Annotated in this window: 25 protein-coding genes and 3 pseudogenes; 11 read left to right on the forward strand and 17 right to left on the reverse strand. The window is 37.5% G+C overall.

All coding sequences use genetic code 11. From position 1 onward, the window contains the following. Nucleotides 1–94 precede the first annotated feature (94 nt). Nucleotides 95–1,212 (forward strand): annotated as a pseudogene (locus WG932_RS22780) (DUF4838 domain-containing protein); the annotation flags it as partial. A gap of 99 nt (nt 1,213–1,311) precedes the next feature. Continuing rightward, nucleotides 1,312–1,683 (forward strand): hypothetical protein, encoded by a 372-nt coding sequence (locus WG932_RS22785; protein ID WP_483088765.1) that lies wholly within the window; start codon nt 1,312–1,314, stop codon nt 1,681–1,683. Between the two features lie 419 nt (nt 1,684–2,102). On the opposite strand, the gene WG932_RS22790 is transcribed toward WG932_RS22785, so the two are convergent. The 3 genes from WG932_RS22790 to WG932_RS22800 all read right to left on the reverse strand — a co-directional run bounded on the left by WG932_RS22790 (nt 2,103) and on the right by WG932_RS22800 (nt 4,612). After that, nucleotides 2,103–2,333, reverse strand: a complete 231-nt coding sequence (locus WG932_RS22790; protein WP_316928177.1) for a four helix bundle protein — start codon at nt 2,331–2,333, stop codon at nt 2,103–2,105. A gap of 195 nt (nt 2,334–2,528) precedes the next feature. After that, nucleotides 2,529–3,449 carry an aminotransferase class I/II-fold pyridoxal phosphate-dependent enzyme gene (locus tag WG932_RS22795; RefSeq protein WP_483085502.1) on the reverse strand — a complete coding sequence of 307 codons (921 nt, stop codon included), beginning with the start codon at nt 3,447–3,449 and terminating at the stop codon, nt 2,529–2,531. Between the two features lie 152 nt (nt 3,450–3,601). Further along, nucleotides 3,602–4,612, reverse strand: a complete 1,011-nt coding sequence (locus WG932_RS22800) for a dipeptide epimerase (RefSeq protein ID WP_014020126.1) — start codon at nt 4,610–4,612, stop codon at nt 3,602–3,604. Nucleotides 4,613–4,720: 108 nt separating this feature from the next. On the opposite strand from WG932_RS22800, the gene WG932_RS22805 reads away from it, so the two are divergent. The 4 genes from WG932_RS22805 (at nt 4,721) to WG932_RS22820 (ending at nt 7,065) form a co-directional block, all read left to right on the forward strand. Next, nucleotides 4,721–5,365 carry a M14 family zinc carboxypeptidase gene (locus tag WG932_RS22805; protein ID WP_483085503.1) on the forward strand — a complete coding sequence of 215 codons (645 nt, stop codon included), beginning with the start codon at nt 4,721–4,723 and terminating at the stop codon, nt 5,363–5,365. Between the two features lie 26 nt (nt 5,366–5,391). After that, on the forward strand, nt 5,392–6,195 hold the full coding sequence (locus WG932_RS22810) for a hypothetical protein (RefSeq protein WP_483085504.1): 804 nt from the start codon (nt 5,392–5,394) through the stop codon (nt 6,193–6,195). Nucleotides 6,196–6,349: 154 nt separating this feature from the next. Then, nucleotides 6,350–6,862 carry a class I SAM-dependent methyltransferase gene (locus tag WG932_RS22815; RefSeq protein ID WP_483085505.1) on the forward strand — a complete coding sequence of 171 codons (513 nt, stop codon included), beginning with the start codon at nt 6,350–6,352 and terminating at the stop codon, nt 6,860–6,862. Next, nucleotides 6,859–7,065 carry a hypothetical protein gene (locus WG932_RS22820; RefSeq protein WP_483085506.1) on the forward strand — a complete coding sequence of 69 codons (207 nt, stop codon included), beginning with the start codon at nt 6,859–6,861 and terminating at the stop codon, nt 7,063–7,065. Before WG932_RS22815 ends, WG932_RS22820 begins: the two co-directional genes overlap by 4 nt. A gap of 73 nt (nt 7,066–7,138) precedes the next feature. Here WG932_RS22820 and radA read toward each other — a convergent pair. Continuing rightward, nucleotides 7,139–8,514: pseudogene (gene radA / locus WG932_RS22825) on the reverse strand (DNA repair protein RadA). Nucleotides 8,515–8,580: 66 nt separating this feature from the next. After that, nucleotides 8,581–11,396 (reverse strand): annotated as a pseudogene (polA, locus tag WG932_RS22830) (DNA polymerase I). Between the two features lie 448 nt (nt 11,397–11,844). Here polA and WG932_RS22835 point away from each other — a divergent pair. After that, complete coding sequence (locus WG932_RS22835) at nt 11,845–12,033, forward strand: hypothetical protein (protein WP_483085507.1); 189 nt, start codon at nt 11,845–11,847, stop codon at nt 12,031–12,033. 162 nt (nt 12,034–12,195) lie between these two features. Here the strand turns inward: WG932_RS22835 and WG932_RS22840 are convergent, their stop codons facing one another. The 3 genes from WG932_RS22840 to WG932_RS22850 all read right to left on the reverse strand — a co-directional run bounded on the left by WG932_RS22840 (nt 12,196) and on the right by WG932_RS22850 (nt 13,846). Further along, a complete protein-coding gene (locus WG932_RS22840) occupies nt 12,196–12,579 on the reverse strand; it encodes a hypothetical protein (RefSeq protein ID WP_483085508.1) in 384 nt (127 codons plus the stop codon). Between the two features lie 70 nt (nt 12,580–12,649). Further along, the gene (locus WG932_RS22845; protein WP_483085509.1) at nt 12,650–12,916 is read right to left on the reverse strand and encodes a hypothetical protein; all 267 of its coding nucleotides are present in this window, start codon (nt 12,914–12,916) and stop codon (nt 12,650–12,652) included. Between the two features lie 357 nt (nt 12,917–13,273). After that, nucleotides 13,274–13,846 (reverse strand): hypothetical protein, encoded by a 573-nt coding sequence (locus WG932_RS22850; protein ID WP_483085510.1) that lies wholly within the window; start codon nt 13,844–13,846, stop codon nt 13,274–13,276. 138 nt (nt 13,847–13,984) lie between these two features. On the opposite strand from WG932_RS22850, the gene gltX reads away from it, so the two are divergent. Genes gltX through WG932_RS22865 form a run of 3 tightly spaced genes read left to right on the forward strand, consistent with a single transcriptional unit; the run spans nt 13,985 to nt 16,431 of the window. Further along, on the forward strand, nt 13,985–15,520 hold the full coding sequence (gene gltX / locus WG932_RS22855) for a glutamate--tRNA ligase (RefSeq protein ID WP_149393711.1): 1,536 nt from the start codon (nt 13,985–13,987) through the stop codon (nt 15,518–15,520). 31 nt (nt 15,521–15,551) lie between these two features. Beyond that, nucleotides 15,552–15,746 carry a hypothetical protein gene (locus tag WG932_RS22860; protein WP_041935078.1) on the forward strand — a complete coding sequence of 65 codons (195 nt, stop codon included), beginning with the start codon at nt 15,552–15,554 and terminating at the stop codon, nt 15,744–15,746. 46 nt (nt 15,747–15,792) lie between these two features. Next, nucleotides 15,793–16,431, forward strand: a complete 639-nt coding sequence (locus tag WG932_RS22865; protein WP_014020137.1) for an outer membrane beta-barrel protein — start codon at nt 15,793–15,795, stop codon at nt 16,429–16,431. On the opposite strand, the gene WG932_RS22870 is transcribed toward WG932_RS22865, so the two are convergent. From WG932_RS22870 to WG932_RS22905, 8 genes are all read right to left on the reverse strand, one after another. Further along, complete coding sequence (locus WG932_RS22870) at nt 16,407–16,832, reverse strand: hypothetical protein (RefSeq protein WP_483085511.1); 426 nt, start codon at nt 16,830–16,832, stop codon at nt 16,407–16,409. The two genes, WG932_RS22865 and WG932_RS22870, sit on opposite strands and share 25 nt — an antisense overlap. A gap of 11 nt (nt 16,833–16,843) precedes the next feature. Continuing rightward, nucleotides 16,844–17,233 (reverse strand): hypothetical protein, encoded by a 390-nt coding sequence (locus tag WG932_RS22875; protein WP_483085512.1) that lies wholly within the window; start codon nt 17,231–17,233, stop codon nt 16,844–16,846. A 221-nt stretch (nt 17,234–17,454) separates the two neighbouring features. After that, nucleotides 17,455–18,063 (reverse strand): hypothetical protein, encoded by a 609-nt coding sequence (locus WG932_RS22880; RefSeq protein ID WP_483085513.1) that lies wholly within the window; start codon nt 18,061–18,063, stop codon nt 17,455–17,457. After that, nucleotides 18,060–18,212: a hypothetical protein gene (locus WG932_RS22885; protein WP_483088766.1), complete on the reverse strand. Its 153-nt coding sequence runs from the start codon at nt 18,210–18,212 to the stop codon at nt 18,060–18,062. The genes WG932_RS22880 and WG932_RS22885 overlap by 4 nt, the downstream gene beginning before the upstream one ends. Then, nucleotides 18,164–18,277, reverse strand: a complete 114-nt coding sequence (yidD, locus tag WG932_RS22890; protein WP_483085514.1) for a membrane protein insertion efficiency factor YidD — start codon at nt 18,275–18,277, stop codon at nt 18,164–18,166. Before yidD ends, WG932_RS22885 begins: the two co-directional genes overlap by 49 nt. Nucleotides 18,278–18,412: 135 nt before the next feature. Further along, nucleotides 18,413–18,652 (reverse strand): hypothetical protein, encoded by a 240-nt coding sequence (locus tag WG932_RS22895; RefSeq protein ID WP_483085515.1) that lies wholly within the window; start codon nt 18,650–18,652, stop codon nt 18,413–18,415. A 53-nt stretch (nt 18,653–18,705) separates the two neighbouring features. Next, on the reverse strand, nt 18,706–19,056 hold the full coding sequence (locus WG932_RS22900) for a hypothetical protein (RefSeq protein ID WP_483085516.1): 351 nt from the start codon (nt 19,054–19,056) through the stop codon (nt 18,706–18,708). A gap of 50 nt (nt 19,057–19,106) precedes the next feature. Next, on the reverse strand, nt 19,107–19,553 hold the full coding sequence (locus tag WG932_RS22905; protein ID WP_014020142.1) for a hypothetical protein: 447 nt from the start codon (nt 19,551–19,553) through the stop codon (nt 19,107–19,109). Between the two features lie 797 nt (nt 19,554–20,350). Here WG932_RS22905 and WG932_RS22910 point away from each other — a divergent pair. Then, nucleotides 20,351–20,893, forward strand: a complete 543-nt coding sequence (locus tag WG932_RS22910) for a hypothetical protein (RefSeq protein ID WP_483085517.1) — start codon at nt 20,351–20,353, stop codon at nt 20,891–20,893. Here the strand turns inward: WG932_RS22910 and queG are convergent. Further along, entirely contained in the window at nt 20,890–21,822 is a 933-nt protein-coding gene (gene queG, locus WG932_RS22915; protein ID WP_339680548.1) for a tRNA epoxyqueuosine(34) reductase QueG, read from the reverse strand. The two genes, WG932_RS22910 and queG, sit on opposite strands and share 4 nt — an antisense overlap. Nucleotides 21,823–21,831 lie beyond the last annotated feature (9 nt).

Genomic DNA, 21,831 nt, shown 5'->3' on the forward strand with positions numbered 1-21,831 from the left:
GCCTGTAGTTCGGGACTTGGGACTTCCCTTGATGAATGAAATCCTGATTGGAAAAGTTAATCGTGCAGAAACTGCGTTTTTGCCTTACGAAAAAATGGGGAAGGATGGAATTTATATAGGAAACAATGGCAAGCAATTGATACTTACCGGTGGACCAAAGAAAGGGGTGGAATATGCAGTTTATACTTTTCTGGAAAAATACCTGGACTGTAAAAAATACACTTCAACATTTGAAGTTGTTCCTCCTCAAAAAACCATAAAGCTTCCCCTAATAGCAGATCTTCAAGTTCCTGATTTCTCTTTTAGGGAGGTGTTTTATCACGATGCCTATACCCCTGAATTCATGGCCTGGCACAAATTGCATTCCCATACCAAGCGAGGGGAAGATCCTGCAGAATGGGGGCACTGGGTGCATACTTTTCATAACTTTCTTAACCCTGAAGAATATGGGGAAAGTCACCCTGAATATTTTAGTTTTTATGATGGGAAAAGGCATCCGGGATTGGTGCCGTCTTGGGATGGAAAGAGTGTGCAACCCGAATCTCAACTCTGCCTTACCAATCCGGAAGTTCTAGAAATTGTCTGCGAAAACCTTCAAAAAGCCATAAATGAAAAACCTGATGCACTTTATTGGTCTGTAAGTCAAAACGACAACGTAAATTATTGCCAATGTGAACATTGTGCTGCTTTAGATGCCAAGTATGCAGCCTACCCTCCGGAGGAAAAAATGTATGCAACTCATAGTGGTCAATACCCTGCCTTGGGCATGGGGTCCATGTTATCTTTTGTCAATAAGGTTGCAGAGCGCTTTCCTGACAAGATCATTTCTACCTTGGCATATCAGTATACAAGGGTCCCTCCAAAGGATATTGTTCCCAGAAAAAATGTTAACATCATGTTGTGTAGCATAGAGAGTACTCGAAATGAGCCAATGGAATCAGGCGATCCGGATTTTAGCAATGATTTGAAAGGTTGGGGTAAGATTACTGATAATATCTTAGTTTGGGATTATAATATTCAATTTGCGAATTTGCTGGCTCCATTCCCAAATCTTAGGACCTTGCAACCCAATATTTCATTTCTTCGGAACAATAATGTGAGTGCAGTTTTTGCTCAGGGCAATATTCAGTCCGGGGTGAATCCGCTGAAATTAGGGCTTACCTGTTGGCCAAATTACTTTGGGATCCTGATTTGGATGTTGCCAAGGAAATGGAGGGCTTTTGGAAGGCTTTTTATGGCAAAGCAGCACCTTATATTAAGAATTATAGTGATCTCCTTCATGCCAACAATCAAGGATTTACAGGAAGAAAAATGTCTATTTTCGGTAGCCCAAAGGAGGAAACAGATAGCTTTCTGAGTTCGGAATTATTGCTTCAATACAACCATCTTTTTGACCAAGCAGAGAAGGCGGTTAGCAGAAATCCCGAACATCTCCGACGTGTAAAATCTGCCAGACTACCGGTGACCTTTGCCATGTTAGAAATTATAAAGGAAAAAGAAGCGGCTAATTGGAAAACCTATCATGATGGAAAGGGGGAAAAATATAAACTTCCAAAGGAAGTAAGTACATTGCTTTACGATCTTTATTACAATTGCTTAGAAACTGGAGTAAGCAGACTTTCTGAATGGCATACTACTCCCAAGGAATATTTAGAGAATTATGATCTTGTTGAAAATCCATAATTATTTAATTATTAATGATCTAATTATAAATTGTTAATGTAAATAATCAATATCAATAATAACAAGAATGTGACCTTTACGCTATCTCATTAAATAACAATTCACCATTTACAATTATTAATTCTTTAATTATAAATTATTAATGAAATACCCGATATAGAGAATAACAAAATGGTCTCCTTTACGCTATCCTTTTAATTAACAATTAACCATTTACAATTTTTAATTAACACCAGTCGACATCAGGAGAAAAAATACAATATTCTTTGCGCTACCCTGAAGTTAATAATTAACCATCAACTTTTATTTTTTGTTGATTTTATTATACTAGTAATTAATTTGATAAGTGCTATTGCATCAGTATTAATGCTGATATATTGTTCTTCACTTAGGTAATTGGTATCTTTTAGAAGGTCGATTCAATAGATGGTTTCATTTATTTCTTTTTGGGCAATAGCTAATTTATGTATAAAATCCTTTCTGGACTCAGCATGTTCGCTTTCTCGAATCATAGCACCCACACTTGTGCCACTTCTTAAAAGCTGTTTTGAAAGAATAAACTCTTTCCTTTGTTCACACAAGAATTGATAAATCCTAACTGTTTTGACAGCGAATGTAAAACTCTTGGATTTAACAATGTTCTCTTTCATTCTAGTTTTACCGTTAATAATTATTAATTCTTTAATTATAAATTATAATTGGAAACACCTGATATCGAAAATAACAAAATGGACTCCTCTACGATATCCACATAATTAACAATTATAAATTATTAATGAAAATAACCAATATCGGTAATAACAAAATGGGTTCCTTTACGAAGTCAAATCATTAACAATTAACAATTAACCACCACCCATTCCCGCAACCGCTTTTACCAGGGTTTGCAAATCAGTTGGAAGATGCCAGGCTGATAATATGATTCTGTTTATAGGAGGACTGTCCTGAAAAGGATAAGGAAAAGAGGAGACTATAAATCCTTTTTGATGCAATTCATCTACCCAAGCTGCAGGTTCAAAAGATATAACAGGGTATTGGGGCAACATCTTAAAATCATCAAGCTTGGCAATGGCGGAGTACATATAGCTCAGATTTTTGCGTAGAACTTCTTGTTGTTGGAAATAAATATCTTGGCCTTCAATAAAAGCATTTAGAAATGCCGGGGCAGGAGGGGAGGAAGTCCGGTAAACTGCGCTTTCTCTAACTTTTTCTAAGATTGATTGATTACCCAAAATAATTCCTGCCGGTAGGGCAAGGGCTTTGCCTAGTGATCCGCATACAACTAACTCAACCGGTAACTTTTTCCATGAAGAGAAGGTGCCATAAATACCTTTTCCAAGAACTCCAAAGGCATGGCTGTCATCGATAAGTAAAAAGTATTTGTTGGAGGGAGAAAGCAATTTGGTCCATGCAAAATCATGAATTTCAGGAATTAGGGGATTGACAGCATTGGAAAGGAGAAGTATTCTTTGTCCCATTAATTCATGGGATTTAGCAATACATTTTTGTTGCCATTCTTTATGCGATAGCCCTGAAAGTAGAGGTTTTCCACTTGTGATGGCCGGATGGGTGTCAGGCGCAGTCCAGGTGAGATCAACCATAGGGGTTAAAGTATTGAATGCTAGTTGCCCGGCCATAAAGCCACTACTGAGAAGGGAGGCGGCCTCAGCTTCTGCTTCAGCAGCAAAATGTTCCTCAAAGGTATCGTATATCTGCAACTTAACATTACTATTGCGGCTAGAGCCATGATTTGGCCCATACTTCAAAATACTATCAATTAGGAGTTGCCTGAATTTTGGATGGCTTCCCATGCCCAGATAGGAAGTGCCGCAAAAGTGAAGGAAACTTTTCCCTTCACAATAAATTTTTCTATCAGGAAGCTCAGTATTATAAGAGTGGCTCATCACAAATTTCTGGATTACAAGAGTAAAGCACCTGTTCCGTTTCTGTCAGGGAATGCAACATGATCCTCATAAACTTTAACTCCATCAGCGATATCCTTCGACAAAAGCATGGCTCCATCCATGTCTACATAGTCTAGTAAGGGGGCAATATGAGCTATAGCTGATATCCCTACAGAAGACTCGGTCATACAGCCTACCATTGTTTTCATACCCAAAGCTTTGGCCTCTTTAAGCATTCTGAGTCCTGGAGTTATTCCGCCGGCCTTGACCAGTTTTACATTGATGCCATGAAAGGTGCCATAGCATTTGGCAACATCAGCTTCAGTAATACAGCTTTCATCTGCGATTACAGGTAAAGCACTCTCTCGAAATACTTTTTTCATTCCTTCAAAATCATCTTTTGGAAGGGGTTGTTCCATAAATTCTACATTTAAATCTGCAAGTTCTTGAGAGTATGAAATGGCCTGTTTGGCATTCCAAGCACAATTTGCATCAATCCTAAAAGCAGAATCAGTATGTTTTCGTAGTTCCCTAACAATGTCCATGTCGTGTTCAGTACCCAGTTTAATTTTGTATAGGGGCCATTGTTGTTCCTGCATTTTTTCAACCATTTTATTAACGGGAGCAATACCAATGGTAAAGTTGGTGACAGGAATATTTTGAGGGTCAAGATCAAGCAATTCAAACAGTTTTTTACCTTGCTGCTTGGCATATAAATCCCAGGCTGCCATGTCCAGTGCACATTGAGCAAATGGATTGCCCTCAAAGAACGGTTTGGTGATTTCCCAAAGCTCTTCAGGATGGATCGCATCTATTGCTGAGAGTTTTGCTTTGGTTTCTTCCAAACATGCTTCCATATTCTCCAGAGATATTCCATAAAAAGGATTGGTTGTTGATTCCCCCAGTCCATAGTTTTCTCCGGAGTTTAACTTTACAATCAAGGTGTCTTGTACATCCCTGCTTTGGTGAGCAATGGTAAAGGTATGTTTGAGAGGTAATTTAAAAGGAAGAATTTCTAGTTTCATAAAATGGTAGCGGTTTAAATGTTTTTCCCCTGGGCTGTTTGCTAAATCAGGACTTGAAATTAATTAAAATTCACCATATTTACATGGTAACCAATATCCTGTAACACAATGAAATCGTCTTTTAGAATTCCTGTGATTTTTACTCTTCTCTCAATTTTACTTTATAGTTGCCAAGAAAAAAGGGTAAAAACAGAAGCTATCAATCCTGAAATTCTGGAAAGTGCTTTCATGCAATACAAAGAAAAGTCCATTGATAACAGGCGCTTTGGATATCAGGTTATTGCTCCTCTGATTGCAAAAAGGCATGCATTATTTGAAAATAATGTACTTGGTGAATCTGTAGAAGGTAGGCCAATACATTTACTTAGCTATGGAAAAGGTGAGCGTAGAGTCTTGCTATGGTCTCAAATGCATGGCAATGAAAGTACTGCAACCATGGCATTGTTCGATCTTTTCAATTTCCTTGAAGGTTCAGCGGAAGATGGGTTTGAATCTATTCGGCAAGCAATTCGAGAAAATTTATGTCTAAGGTTTATTCCTATGTTGAATCCCGATGGAGCGGAAAAATTCAAAAGAAGAAATGCACAACAAATCGATTTAAATAGAGATGCTGTTCGGCAAAGCAGTCCGGAGGGAATCATTTTGAAAAATGTAAGAGATGAATTTAACCCCGAATTTGGCTTTAACTTACACGATCAGAACAGGTATTACAATGTGGAGGGAGCTCCCTCCCCGCTACCATCAGTTTTTTAGCACCGGCTTATAATGAAGCAAGAGAAGTGAATGCAGTGAGAAGTAAGGCCATGAAAGTAATCGTAGGAATGAATCACTTGTTACAGCAGGTGGTGCCGGGGCAAGTAGGTAAATATAACGACAGTTTTGAACCTAGGGCGTTTGGTGACAATATCCAGAAATGGGGGACAAGTACAATTTTAATCGAATCTGGCGCCTATCCCGGGGATCCGGAAAAGCAATACATTCGTCAGTTAAATTTTATGATATTATTGGATGCACTATATGGTATTGCCACAGAGCGTTACCTTAATTATACAGAGGAGCAGTACATAGCGATACCCGAAAATGATTCAAAATTGATGGATTTGTTAATTAGAAATGTGGAAACCGTTGTCGGTGATAAAGCTTATCTTATAGATATAGGCATCAAAAGTAGTGAGGAATTCCTTGATAGTCTTATTTTAATGAAAGGAAATATAGTGGATTGGGGAGATTTATCGGTTTACCATGGCTATCAAGAAATTGATGCAAATGGTATGGTGTTGGAGAGAGGGAAAATATGGACAGAGACAATACCTCTGGAAAAGCTGACAGAAAAAAGAGCTCTGGATTTGCTTAGAGAAGGTTATTTAGCGGTCGCTACCGAAAAAACCAACCAAGGGCAAGCCCATCAATTACCCTTAGTGGTATTTACAGAAGGAAACGAACCCGACGTTAACACCACATTAGACAAATCTCCATTGTTTTTTCTGTCCAAGAAAGGAGAGAAAAAGATGGCGATAGTAAATGGTCATGTTATAAGGTTGGACAATGGAGAAAACTTCTCATTTTGGCAACTGGTTGAATAAAAAAAAATAGAATATTTAATCCATTGATATTCAAAATGATATGGTTTTTTCTTTTTCGGAAGAATTTGTGGATTCTTGTGAAAATGTTGTTATTGCAGTAATAAATGGCTAAAATCAAGAAAGTTTAGTTTAAATAAACCCTAAAAAATAAACCATGCAACACAAGTCTACTGTAAAGGAAATTAAAGAAAGATTTGATCATGATGTAGAACGTTTTTCTAATTTAGACACAGGCCAACAAGCGACAATGGATGCCCCATTGTGTATGAATTTGATCGCACATGCTGCGAAAGTTTCAAACCCTAAGGCCAAAAATTTATTAGATATTGGCTGTGGGGCCGGCAACCTTAGCCTTAAGATTTTGGAAAATTTCCCTCAAATTAACAGTGATTTGCTAGATTTAAGTAAACCCATGCTTACCAAAGCCAAAGATAGGGTAACTTGGGCAACAACAGGTCAAGTGAATACCATCCAAGGTGATCTAAGAAAGGCAAAGCTGGAAGAAGGCAAATATGATATTATTGTGGCTGCAGCAGTTTTACACCACCTTAGGGACGAAGAAGATTGGGAAAAACCTTTGCCAAAATTTTTAGCTTATTGGCTCCGGGAGGTACATTTTGGATATCAGATTTGGTACATCATGATGTGCCTGAAATTCAGGAAATGATGTGGCATTGGTACGGTAGTTATCTGGAAAAGCTTAAAGGTCCTGAATACCGCAAGGATGTATTTGCTTATATTGAAAAAGAGGACAGCCCAAGGTCTTTACTCTTTCAACTTAACCTTATGGAAAAAGTTGGATTTTCCGGAATAGAGGTGCTCCACAAGAATTGCTGCTTTGCAGCTTTTGGTGCTAAAAAACCTGAATAAAAAGCTTTATTCTAATGGATATATCCTAAGGGCATAAAGTTTAGTGTAGCGTAAACCTGATATTGTGTACCGACTATAGAAATATATGTCGGTACATTTCTTCCAATTTACTTACAGCAAGTACTTCAATGGGGTATTTATTTAATTCCAGCCCTTTAATGGCATATCTGGATAGCATGATTTTTTTAAATCCCATTTTAGCCGCTTCTGCAATTCTGTTTTCAATTCTATTGACAGCCCTTACCTCACCACCAAGGCCAATCTCTCCTGCAAAGCAAATCCCTGGATCTATCGATTTGTCTTCATAGGATGAAATGATGGAGGCTACTACAGCTAAGTCCAGCCCCGGATCATCCACTCTCAAACCACCGGCAATATTTAAAAAAACATCTTGCTGACCCAATCGCATGCCCCCTCTTTTTTCCAATACAGCAAGCAGCATATTTAGTCTTTTTGCATCATGCCCAGTACTGCTTCGCTGTGGGGTTCCATAAGTTGCCGGGCTAACGAGTGATTGAATCTCAATCAACAGTGGTCTATTTCCTTCGAGCATAGCCCCAATCGCCACTCCGTTTAATTGCTCCTCCCTTTGGGTCATCAATATTTCTGAAGGGTTGGTAACAGGCCTAAGTCCGTTGGCATGCATTTCATAGATACCTAATTCATTGGTAGACCCAAATCTATTTTTGGAGGTACGCAAGATTCTATAACTTAAATGCCTATCCCCTTCGAACTGTAAAACAGTATCTACCATATGCTCTAGAATTTTAGGTCCCGCAATGGTGCCATCCTTTGTAATATGCCCTATTAAAAAGACTGGTGTTCCCGTTTCTTTAGCAAATTTCATCAATTCAGCGGTGCACTCTCTTACTTGGCTGACAGAACCAGCAGCAGATTCAACATATTGGCTGTGGAGGGTTTGAATCGAGTCTATGACTAGAAGTTCCGGTTTGAGTAATTCTATCTGTTGAAAAATTTGTTGTGTTTTGGTTTCTGAAAGCACATAGCAGGACTCCGAATGGTGTTGCATCCTTTCACTGCGCATTTTGATCTGCGTTTCACTTTCTTCACCTGAAACATATAGTACCTTGGTCTTTGAAAGCATAAGAGCGATCTGCAACATCAATGTTGATTTTCCAATGCCGGGCTCTCCACCGATAAGTACCAAAGATCCTGGGACGATCCCACCACCCAGCACTCGGTCTAGTTCAATATCCCCAGTAATTAAGCGGGATTGTTCTTCAAAGGTAATTTCCCCCAAGGTTTTGGGTTGGTTGGCCTTTTTAGTGTTTTTATTATTAGCTTTCCAGCTTCCTCTTTGCGCTTCTTCTTTCTGTACCACCTCTTCCACAAAAGTGTTCCATTCACCGCAAGAAGGGCATTTACCGGTCCATTTTGGGCTTTCTACACCGCAATTCTGACAGAAAAAGAAGTCTTTACTTTAGCCACAGTTTTTTTGTTGAGCTTTTACTGATACAATAGATTTATCAAATGTTGTTTTCCTCCGAATTGGAATCAATGGGCTTCCAGCCAATCTTTTCCAACCCCTACTTCTACTTCTAGTGGCACTTCAATTTTAATGGCATTGCCCATCAGTTGAGGGATTTCTTTTTCAAAAGGTCTACTTCATCTTTATGGGCATCAAAAACCAATTCATCATGAACCTGGAGTATCATTTTGGATTTTAGTTTTTCCTTAATCATCCAATCTTGCACGTGGATCATGGCCAATTTAATCATGTCAGCAGCTGACCCTTGGATGGGGGCATTGATTGCATTCCTTTCAGCAAACCCTCTCATAGTGGCATTTCTGCTATTGATGTCTCTCAAATACCTTCTCCGGCCCAAAATAGTTTCTACGTATTCATTCTTTCGGGCTTTTTCAATGCATTCGTCCATATAAGCCTTTACTGCAGGAAATTCTTTGAAGTAAGCATCTATAATTTCTTTTGCTTCTCCTCTAGGGATCCTTAGTCGCTGGGACAAGCCAAATGCAGAAATACCGTAAATGATTCCGAAATTGGCTGTTTTGGCTTTCCTTCGCATGTCTCCAGTAACTTCCTCCAGAGGAACTTGGAAAATTTTAGCAGCAGTAGTGGCGTGAATGTCACGGCCTTGCTTGAATGCCTCTATCATTGATTCGTCTTGGGAGAAGGCAGCCATAATTCGCAACTCTATTTGACTATAATCTGCTGCAAGAATGACATGGTTTTCATCTCTGGGGACAAAAGCTTTCCGTATTTCCCTACCCCTTTCAGTACGGATTGGGATGTTTTGAAGGTTGGGATTTATAGAAGACAGCCTTCCTGTTGCTGCCACAAATTGATTGTAGGTAGTGTGGATTCTATCGGTTTTAGGGTTGATCAGCGCTGGAAGTGCGTCTACATAGGTTGACTTAAGTTTTACCATTTGCCTAAAGTCCAAAATTGCCTGGGCAATTTCATGCTCTCCGGCCAATTTACTGAGGACCTCTTCACCGGTAGCATACTGTCCGGTTTTGGTTTTCTTGGCTTTGTCATCTAGTTTAAGCTTGTTGAAAAGTACCTCTCCAAGCTGCTTAGGTGATGCGAGATTAAAAGTTTCCCCGGCCATTTCATAAACCTTGGCTTCAATTTCTTTGCTTTCCTTTTCCAAGGACAAGGACATTTCTTTTAGGCTATCTGTATCTATTTTAACTCCCTCAAACTCCATGGCTGCCAAGACACCTATCAAAGGACTTTCCACTTCCAATAAAAGCTTTTCCAGTTTATTTTCTTTGATTATGGGGTCAAACTTGGTTTTTAACTGCAGGGTAATATCTGCATCCTCAGAGGCATAGGGAGCCACTTCATCTGGATCAACATCCCCCATATTGCCTTGGTTTTTGCCTTTTTTGCCGATTAGACTTTCTATAGAAACAGGCTTGTAATTTAAGTATTGCTCTGCTAACCAGTCCATGGAATGTTTTCCCTCCGGCTCTATTAAATAATGAGCCAGCATGGTATCATAAAGTTTTCCTTTGACAGCAATGCCATAGTTCATCAATACCAAAATGTCATATTTGATGTTTTGACCAATCTTCAAAATATGCTCAGCTTCAAATACCGGCTTTAGTTGGGACAAAATAACATCAATATTTTCTCTATCTTTAGGGAAAGGGATATAATAGGCTTCTGAACTTATATAGGCAAATGATATTCCAACCAATTCAGCTTTGTTGGGGTTAAGAGCGGTGGTCTCCGTGTCAAAGCAAACTTCCTTTTGTTTCAAAAGATAGTTGACCAACTCCCCTATGGCTGCTTCTCCTTCTACCTTATGGTAATCATGAGGGCGGCTAAAAATGGTATCAAGCGCCTCTGCATTAGGAATAAGGGGAGCTTGTTCAGCAATTTCAGTAGAGGTGTCGGCCTTACTTTCATTCCCTGTAAACAATCCCAACTGTTCGTCAACTTTTACCTTTGACTTTTTAACTCCTTCCCCAAAAACTCTTTTAGTTAATGTTTTGAACTCCAGTTCTGCAAATAGCGCCTTTAGATTTTCTTCATCCGGTGGCTCAACGGTAAAGTCATCTGCATGGTATTCAATGGGTACATCTTGAATAATGGTTGCCAACTCTTTAGACAATATCCCTTGTTCTCCATACTTTTCGACATTTTCCTTTTGTTTACCTTTCAGCTTGTCTGTGTTCTTAACCAATTCCTCAATGCTTCCAAATTGCTTAAGTAGCTTTACTGCAGTTTTGGCTCCAATTCCCGGAATCCCTGGAATATTGTCCACAGCATCACCCATCAAACCCAGGATGTCCCTAACCTGATCTACATTTTCGATATCCCATTTTTCACAAATCTCTTTGGGACCCATTACGTCTACAGCATTGCCCATGAAAGCAGGTTTGTATAGGAAAATATGATCATCCACTAATTGTCCGTAATCTTTATCAGGGGTCATCATGTAAACAGTATAACAGCCTTTTTCTGCTTGCTTTGCGAGCGTGCCTATGATATCATCGGCTTCATAACCGTTCAATTCAAGGGTAGGGATATTAAAGGCTTTAACTATTTGTTTCACCCATGGGATACCTATGCTGATATCTTCGGGCTGTTCCTGTCTATTGGCCTTGTAGGCCTCAAACTGCTTGTGTCTAAAGGTAGGTGCCGAAGTATCGAATACTACTGCTATATGAGAGGGTTTTTCTTTTTCTAAGATTTCCAAAAGGGTGTTGGTAAAGCCCAACATGACTCCTGTATTTAATCCTTTACTATTGATTCTGGGATTTTTGCTGAAAGCAAAATGTGCTCTGTAAATAAGAGCCATTGCATCCAGTAAGAATAATTTTTTATTGTCTTTAGACATTTTCAGGTAGGTTTTTGATTTTTGCGCTACGTTAGGAGAGCAAATATACCAACAATTTTAATCCAAGTTAATGAATTTTAAGCCGGATTCCCGAATAGACTTGTTGGGGCTGAGCTGATTTTCTTTAGAAGTGCCTTTGCGATATATTAATGGTGGAAAAGTTTAAATAGAATAGGTCACACAACAAGACGGTTTTCAAGAACTCAGACGCAGGAAGGGGCATTAATGGAAATTGGTAAGATTATTGGTATTAAAATATTTTTCATCGGCTTACCATGTATGTCCTGATAAAAAGTTAATGTTAAATTTAAAAATTAGTTAAAATGAAAAAGCTAGCCTATTCTTTGTCCGTATTGATGCTCTTTGTCTCAGTTGTTCCTTCTGCCAAGGCGAAAAAGATGAGCCGGAACCAAATAAGAAAGAGTTAAGTTCTGAAGATCAAGCAAGATTGGATGAGTTGGATGATCGCTTTTTAGAAATCAAAGCCATGGATTTTAAAGCTATGGAGAAAAGTGAAAGAAAAGAAGTGCGGAAAGAATTAAGGGAGATTAACAAGGAGTCAAAAGATTTGGGAGGAGGAGTATACATTTCTACCGGGGCCATAATCATTATCCTTCTGTTAATCCTTATTCTATAGTTGGAATTAATCCAAAAGGGTTGGGTTATTTGTATCAATTAATCCAGCCCAATCGGATTGTATATAGAGGGAGTGAGATTCAAGAGCTCAAATTAATCACTTAATCAGGGAGTGTGGCCAAGTACTTTTTTACTTTCCAAGCTTTCCACAGCATGGCTGTTACTAAAGAAAAAAAAGGATTTCATTGAAGAATAAGTGAAATCCAATTCTTTTGTTCCATTCCAAATTTGGCAGGTAGACCATTATAAAAGAAAGGATGGAAATAAGTTTTCCGGTGAGGCCAACTGCTATGAGATATATCCAGCTTACAGGGTAAAAAGCAGAAAGAAAGAGGAGTACACCGGCAATAATTCCTATTGTCCCATACCATTCTGTTGACATCATGATGGTGAATTCCCTTTCCATGGCCAACCATGAAAATAGGGCAGGACCAAACCATTTAAAAAGTCCGCCCCATGCAATGGTGTAAATCCCACACAAAAGCAGAATTCCTCTGTTGGCCATCGTAAATATTGGAAAGCTAATTTCTTCTTTGGTAGTATTCATGCTCAAAGTTAAAAAGGATCCTTTGGGATTATTTTATTTTTGTGGATTTTATTACATAAAGCTTCTAACCTTAGTTTTTGATGGTATTTGAAAAGTACCTGAAAGACCAGAGTGTTTCACAAATAAGGTTAATTGGGGAGCTGGTATCTTTGATTGTTTTAGGGATAAATGGTTCCAAAGTCACCCTTAAGTTTTTAAATCTATCCTTTTCTACAATAAAGGAAAACCTTGAAGACAAGGCAAGTAATTCCTTAGGAAAAAATATTCGTTGTTGTAAATTAACAGGAGCTGGCAGACCAAATCTTTTTTGACTGGCAGCATAGGTTTCCACCGCCATTTCAAAGTTTTCCGGACCAATACTTAAATTTGAATGAGCTGTAAAGTTTGGGTTGAAGGAGTGTAAAAGTTTGATCTTATTTTTTTAAAAACATAAAGTACACGGGTATCAATTTCCTTTTTAAGAAACAATTGATTCTGCGTTGCAAAGAAATGCCAGATATTGTCGATTCTTTTCAATTCCATAGGTCATCGTTTTGGGTCAATATATAGGTCTTGCATCAAAAAAGTTATTTAATTTAACAAAAAATGTTGCCATTCGCAATACGTGGGAAAAGACCGTTTATTATGAGAATGGGAGCAAATTTTCATAGTTAATAACAAATTCAATGCCTGCCGGTGATTTTTAAGAAATCATTTAGGCTATGTAAAAATGCCTGTTTTTCTTTTTTCTTTCAAATATAGGGGTCCATTTATTGCTTGATAAAACTTCTATATTCCCAGATTCTTGTTCGAGCCAATGCCCAATTGTTTTGACATTTTCCAAATGAGTTTGCCTATTGGATGTATTTGGTGATATGGTTAAACTATCTTGTTTTTGGCCTTCTCTATTTCTGAGTAGTATTTTCCGGTTGATGTAATTCCCTTGGGGCTTTAAGAACAGAAAGGCTGTTTGGTTGTGTTTATTGACAATAATGTTCAAAATTATCGTGTTAAGGGTACTGTCATTATCAAAGGATTTATGGGTATATATTTCCAGTTTGGCTTCTGCCAATCTGCTGGTACGATAATCGATTCTTCTGACATTATAGAAGAACAAAAGACCGGCATCTTTAATTGTAAATGTGGGGTCTTCTCCTGAATTATTGGCCCTATACTCATTGAAGAAAGAAAGGATTAAAACCAAGGAAAGAGATGCAATACCAAAAATTTTAAGCAGGCGAAACATTTCTGTCTGGGAAGGATCAATATGGGATGCGCTTTTTGGCATGTTATGCTATTTAAACATCCAAGACCGTTTTATAGTTTTAGATATGGCTAACATTGGCAATACTTTGGACTATATTCGGTCAATTTCGTTAATTATTGATTATCTTTGCCCACTTAAATTGAAATTTATTGCTGTTTTATGAGTAAGGAAGTACGCGTTAGATTTGCTCCATCACCTACCGGAGCTTTACATATAGGCGGTGTTAGAACTGCATTGTACAATTATCTTTTTGCCAAAAAGAATGGTGGAAAATTTTTGTTAAGGATAGAAGACACTGACCAAAACAGGTATGTCCCTGGAGCTGAGGAATACATTAAAAATGCTTTGGAATGGATAGGGATTGCTCCTGATGAAAGCCCATGGAAGCCGGGAGAGGTGGGTCCTTACAGGCAATCTGAACGCAAGCCAATGTACATGGAGTATGCCCAATATTTATTGGATCAAGGACATGCATATTATGCTTTTGATACACCGGAAGAGCTGGATGAAATGAGAAAGCGACTTACTGCTGCAAGGGTGGTATCTCCGCAATACAATTCCATCACCAGAACTCAGATGAAGAATTCGCTTACCTTACCTGCAGATGAGGTCAAAGCGCGATTGGCATCAGGAGATCCCTATGTAATCCGTATCAAGATACCGAGAAAAGAAGAGGTTCGATTAAATGATTTGGTACGTGGCTGGGTAATGGTTCATTCCAACTCTTTAGATGACAAAGTGTTGATGAAATCTGATGGTATGCCTACCTACCATCTGGCCAATATTGTAGATGACCATTTAATGGGAATTACTCATGTAATCAGGGGCGAGGAATGGCTTCCTTCGGCTCCACTTCATGTATTGTTATATAAATTTTTGGGATGGGAAGATTCCATGCCACAATTTGCCCACCTTCCTTTATTATTGAAGCCTGATGGCAATGGCAAATTGTCTAAGCGGGATGCCGAGAAACACGGTTTTCCAATTTTCCCTTTAAACTGGACAAGTCCTGAGAATGGAGAATTGGTAGATGGGTTTAAAGAAGCCGGTTATTTGGCAGATGCTTTCTTAAACTTTCTTGCCTTTTTGGGTTGGAACCCTGGAGATCAAAGAGAAATGTTTACGGTGGATGAATTAATCGAAGCCTTTTCCATAGAACGAATTGGTAAGTCGGGCACTAAATTTGATATAAATAAGGCTAAATGGTACAATGAACAGTACCTAAGAAAGAAAAGTAATGCAGAATTATCTGATTACTTATTGGCAGATCTTGCAAAAGAAGACATAAGTATAAGTAAAGAAAAGGCTGAAAAGATAGTTTCTCTCATGAAAGAAAGAGCTACTTTCCCTGCTGATCTTTGGAAGGAAGGTCGATTCATGGTGTTTGCACCAACGGAGTTTGATGAGCGCATTGTTAATAAAAAATGGAATGACAATGTAGTGATCGTACTAACTGCATTTAGAGATAAGCTTGAAGCAATTTCCACAGACCTTAGCGCTGATTTGGCTAGAACTATGTTGGGAGAAACTGCGGAGGAAAAAGAAATTAAATTAGGTAAAATAATGCAAGCGGTAAGACTTGCCATTACCGGCGTAGGAGCAGGACCGGATCTTATGCAGATATTTGAAATTTTAGGTAAAGAAGAGCTAATCTTAAGGATAGATTTTGCGTTAAAGAATATAAAGGCATCTTAATGTGCCCAAAACATACTTAAACCCTTTGGTCATGGCAAAAAATTCAAAGAAGAAAGATATTCCAAGAGTAAATGAGGAATTGGAAGGTTTTAAAATGAATATTAATTCATTTGGAGAAATTTCAAGCTCATTTTCTATTGATAAAATCAATGCGTTTTTGAATAAAAATGTGGATGACAAGAAATTAAGAGATAGGGAAGAAGATATAGATGAGAAGAAAAAATAGGTTATTGGCCCATTTTACTTGAGTCAGCAGACCAACTTAGCACCTTATGAAACCTTCCTTTATACTATTATTTCTTGTGAGCATTTTTTCTGGGGAATTAATGGCCCAAACTAGCATTGGTATAAAAGCAGGATATACACAATCAAGTGCTACTTACAGAACATCTCTGGGAGCTTATCCCAGAGATGTTACTGGTTTTAAAGCACCAAGTTTTTCCTTGGTGATTGAACAATTTTTCGAAAAAAATGCAGGAGGACAAATAGAATTTCAGCTTTTGACCACTGGATATGCCGCTACAGATACAATCAACACCGGCAATAAAACTAGTTTTGATTATTTAAAGGTCCCTGTTTTATCTAATTTTTACTTGGGCAACTCTGGTCGTTTTCATATTAAGATCGGTCCACACCTAGGTTATTTACTGAACGTAAACGATGAAGTAAGGGTAATAGAAGGTGATCTTGTAATTCCCACTTATGGTCAAGAAGGTGATAGGCCTAGAAAGTTAATGTATGGACTTACCGCTGGTGTTGGTTTGTCTAAATTGTTTGGAAATCATACCATCCAAGGAGAAGTAAGGTACTCTTACGAGTTTGGAAATCCCGAAGCACAAGAAAGAATCTTTGACCTAAACTTCACCCAATTGGAGTTTTCTTTATCTTATTTATTTCGGGTGCTAGATTGAGCTGAGGCCACTGTCACGATAATTTCCTCAAAAATTTCCCCTGTCTTGTCTCGTATTTTTTCATGAGCAGCTTCTTCTGCTCGATTATATCCTCCCATGTGAAACCTTTGGTACCAAGGCAATATGGAAATCGCTGCATCCCATAGAGAATAATTGAACATGGTCTGTAAAGTGAGGTAAGCAAAGCCGCCATTTAGGACCAATGAGTTAATTCCATTTCTTACATCTCCGGCATAAAAATGCCCCAAACCAGGTATTATCATACTCATAACTCGGGCTTTTTTAGGGTTTATCTTTTCCACTTTCTTTAATTTTGAAAAGGATTCCAACACCGCTTTCTTTTGCTTTTCTTCCGACACAAGGTTTAAAAAACTTCCTTTTGAGTCTTCGTATTCTCCCAAGCCATAGTAAATTATGCCTTCGTAAAGATTTTTTTCTTGGTCAAGGAATGAGTCAAATCATCAGGTAGATTGAGTATTTCTACTTGGGCGAAGAGAAATGATTTTTCTCTAATTAAGCTTTCAATTTTTTTAAAGGTGAAATTCGTTTTGGCAGTATCTGTTTTTGCCGCAAAATAGGCGAGATCATAATACCTAGCCGCAGCGGAATAATCACCCATTAAAAAATAACACTCCGCAATGTTTGGAAAGACCTTTTGCTGAAAATCCTTATTACCAAAAAACAGCACACGCTGAAAAGCTGCGATGGCTTTATCAGGTTGATTCGTTTGCATAAGTTGCCGTCCAAAATCAAAGGTTTGATCAATGGATTGGGAATAGCTTTGAATTGGTGCAAAAAGCAAAAGCTAAAAATTAGAATAAAAGAGATGCTCGATTTTATTTTGATGGAATTCATCCTTTTTAAGATTTATCAATTTTGCGGACTTATGTGATCCAAAAATATTACCAATATGGAATCCAAAGGAGATAGAGGCAAAGATCCATCCTCTTACACTTTCTACACCCTGTTTTTGGAAAGCTCTTTGAGCCTGCCAGCCAGTGGTTCCAACAAAAAGAAGTGCTACTAATCCATCCTTCCAATCACCAGTGTAAATTTTTCCTGAACCGGGCACGATGGTAGACATAACAGCTGCCAGCGCAGGACTTTTTCTTTTTCTTCCAAGGCTTGCCTAGAAATTTCCAAGTATTTTTGTGCAGATTGAAAATTACTTTCTCCGAGCAGGCTATAGCTTTCATAGGCAGATTTCCATTCGAATCTCAGTGCATCAGAGGTTCCGGAATAAAAGTAGCGCTCATGAGCTTGAAGGTGGGTATTGTTTTCTGAAAAGGATTTGGCATCATTAAACTGCTTGTTTTTAAACAACAATGCCACGTATTCAAAGGCCAGTTCACTAGGCATGGTGTTTTCATTTGGGTAAAGGTTTAAAGCTCTATTTATTCCCGTTTCCCACATCTCAGCTTCCCAATATACTGCCAGTAAGTCTTTCTCAATAGTTAAGTCGCCAGGTTTCATGAATACAAGTCTTTCATATTCAGGAATGGCAAGATTGAATTGATTTGTTTGCCTTAGGTAACTTGCAAAAGCTGCAGAATTATCGAAATCGTACAAATTTTGACTATATCCGGATAGGGAAAATAAGGGCAGCACGATTACTGCTAACAAATACTTCATTTCAATTCGTCTATCATTAAGGTTCGGTCTTCTGTCCAAGCATATTTTTCAGGGCTTAGACCATTGCACCTTGTCAACCTATCCATTGTATTCGCTGTCCCTAGCAATACTCCATATTTTTTACCGCCAATAAGCCATATTCTGAACATGAGGGGTAGAACACACAATTAGATCCATCTTGGGAAGAAATAAAATTTTTGTAAACCTTAAACAATCCAGAGAAAACTGTCTCTATCTCATTCTTGTTTTCTTCTGCTGCTTTGTAATGAACCGCCTTCTTTTTTCAGTTAGCAAATCTTTGTATGCCAACACTTCATTATTGGACTGAGCAAAGGTTACTCCAATTAAACTACAGATCAGGAAGCTTGTAATCGTAAATAATTTCATTTCCTTTTTCATTTATAATCACATTTTTATAGGAAGTAACCTGGTAATTTTGTCCTTGCTCATGGTAATTTATTTGCGTGATTTCTGTTGGGACTTCACAACCCGATACGTTAGTATAATTTTTATAAAATTGCTTGCTCAACAAATCATTATCAGGATTGTAGAATGCTATGGCTTGTAATTTTTTGTCTAAATTAGACATTATAACTTTACCCAACGAACTTTTTACTTTTTCTTCTTCTGGCTCCCAAGTGGTTAAAATTTGATCTTCTTTTTGGCAACATCTATTATGGTATAGCCACTATTTCTTAACCCGAAATTGGCCAATTGTCCAGATAATGTAAAATGGAAAAATGAAGAAGTAGGAATTACAAAAGAAGATGATTTACCCAGTAATTCATTGGATTGAAATCGATATAAAGTGGTGTCTTTTAATACCCAAGTTTCCGGTTCAGGAAAAGAGATGTCATAGATTATTTTCTCTGCGGAAAGATCATAATAGACCTTTCCTACAATTAATCTTGAGGTTCCATCTGCAATTTTTTCCTTGATTGAAAAGTCCGCACTTATCCTAAAAAACTGTTGCCCAAAATTAATTTCGGGCAACAGTGTTAATATCAGTAGTATTAGTATAGGTTTTTTCAGAAGTGTACTCATTAAAATGGATAAGCAGAGAAAGCAAATATATAAGATGCTGCTACCAAAAGGGCGTACACACCACCTAAGGTTACACAACCCCAAATTGCTTTTCTAGTTTGTTCCTTGTCTTCAGCGTCTAAATGAACAATGGCTATACCAATAGGTCCCAATACACATCCCCAAAGGAAAGATGGTATACCAGCCACTGGGTGATCACCTGCATTTACAGCAAAGTTGTTCAACATGTCTGCATCAAGGTTTACGTTTAACCCATTGTTTTGAGCAATTACTTCTTTCAAAGTTACTCCTTCATTGGAAAGAACATATTCTTCCAATTGATCAAGTTCTGAAAATTGAGCTTCAATAAGTGCCGAATTGAAGTCTAAAACATCAGGTTTAATTTCTTCTCCAAAGGAGATTCCCGTTATCAAGAACGGGACAAGGAATGCAATAAGTTTTTTCATAATATAGATTTATTAAAGATTTGGATTATAAAGATATTAAAAAATATAAATAATAGGCAGTTTTTGAAAAATATTAAGCTAGTTCATTTATTAAAATTAATTTCTTGTTATACAAGAGATTAATTTTATAATTTCAAGCTGTGAAAAACCTAGGATTTTATGGTTGGGAAAATTGATGCGTTTGTATTTTTTTGCCTCAAAATGTTTGGAATAATAACTTAAGAATTAAAGGTTTTTCTTGATTGAAACTACATTTTAATAATTTCAGGATGGTTTTTTAAACCTTTAGTTCTCTGGCAAAATCGAGTATAAATACTCTTTTTTCATTATTGTTTAGGATGTAATTGCAGTTGTTAGTTTCAATAGAGAGGAAATAAATAGTATTTCTTCACTATTAATTAATAAAAATATAACAGCAGTACTATTCAGTGTTAATGTAATAAATTTATTTTATAATTATATTATTCCGTTTTTTGCTAATTGTAGGGGGAGCTCACCTAACCTTAAAAAGGTATTCAAATTTAATATAGATGAAAAGAATGATTCAATAATAAATGCTAAAATTGCGAGTAGTTAGCAATTTTCTATCCATTTTAAAATAAGAATTTATCATGGTTGTAATGGATCTGAAGTTAGTAGAAATAAATTATTAGAATTTATGTCTTGGTATTTATTTATTAATTAGATTTATTGTCCTACTTATTTAATGAACTCGGGGTTTTAATCCTTGTGACCAACTAATTATACGATATGAGAATACAGAAAAAATTCATTACTTATTATTTGCATCATTATTAATGATTTTTAGTAGTTGTGACCTATCAGAGGTTTTTGATGATGAAGATGACATGGATGATCCCGAAGCAGAGATTGTGACGGCTAAAATCAATGGAGAAGCCTTTAGTGCTGTTGAATCTGATGATGCATTAATTCAACTTGACCAAGTTGAAGGGGATTTGGATTTGAATGGAGATGTATTTGAATTAAGCTTTACGGCTACAGATTTTGGACAGAGCTATTTGACCACTCTTTCATTGTCACTTCAAGGACTGAATTATTCTGATTTAAAAGCCGGAAGTCAATTTGTAGGTTTTACTGAGGAAAATCTATCTAGCGGTAACCCTACAGGAGCAGCTGGTGTGGTGGCAAAAGCTTCTTTGGATGGGGAAACTGAATTTGGTGGAATAACACTACTGGTAGGTACGATTGAAGTAGAATTAACCAAGCTGGACAAAGAGAATGAACTGATGTCCGGTGAATTTTCCTTCGTGGCTTATGATGATGACAATGATACCAACATAGTAGTTACAGAAGGGGTTTTTACAAATGTTGAATTTTAAGATGATTCATTTTTAACAAAATGAATATTTCTTTGAAATCCTTCCCATTTGGTCCTTTTTAAAGCTGACCGCTTGAATACCTTATTAAAAGTTTCTTTTGTCATTTCTTCCCATGCTGATTTTTCTAAATCAGCATGGGGAAGAAATGCTTCTTCTTTATGGGGCTTTGAAAACCTGTTCCAAGGGCATACATCTTGACAAATGTCACAGCCAAATACCCAATTCTCCATTTTCCCTTTAAAATCATCCGGGATGGCTTCCTTAAGCTCTATGGTCAAATAGGAAATGCATTTTGATCCATCAATTAAATTGTCCTGTAGAATTGCATCTGTTGGGCAAGCATCTACGCATCGGGTGCAAGTTCCGCAATAATCTTTATCGGACGGATTGTCATAGATCAAAGGTAAATCGATGATTAGCTCCGCTAAAAAGAAAAAACTACCTGAGGATTTATTTAGCAGTAAGCTGTTTTTTCCTTTCCAGCCTAATCCCGCCTTTACTGCCCATTGCCTTTCCATTACGGGAGCACTGTCTACGAAAACCCTTCCATGTACCTCACCTATTTCTTCTTTTAAGCACTTTAAAAATTCTTTTAGCTTGTCCTTGATCACAAAGTGATAATCTTCCCCATAAGCATATTTTGCAATTTTTAGTGCATTTCTGCTTTCATCCAAATTTTGCTGAGGATAATAGTTAAACATTAGGCTTACAACGGATTTTGCTCCTTCTACTAGTTTTCTTGGATCTAGTCTCTTGTCAAAATGGTTGGCCATATAGGCCATTTTTCCGTGGTAATTTTTGTTTAACCAATTTTCCAACTTAGGCGCTTCCTCTTCCAAAAAAGTAGCTTCAGCAATTCCACAATAGTCAAAACCGAGTTTTGACGCTGTTTTTTTGACTATTTGCGTATGCTTTTCAATTGTACTCAAGGCATTTTG

This window comes from Cyclobacterium sp. SOCE241, assembly GCF_056867545.1.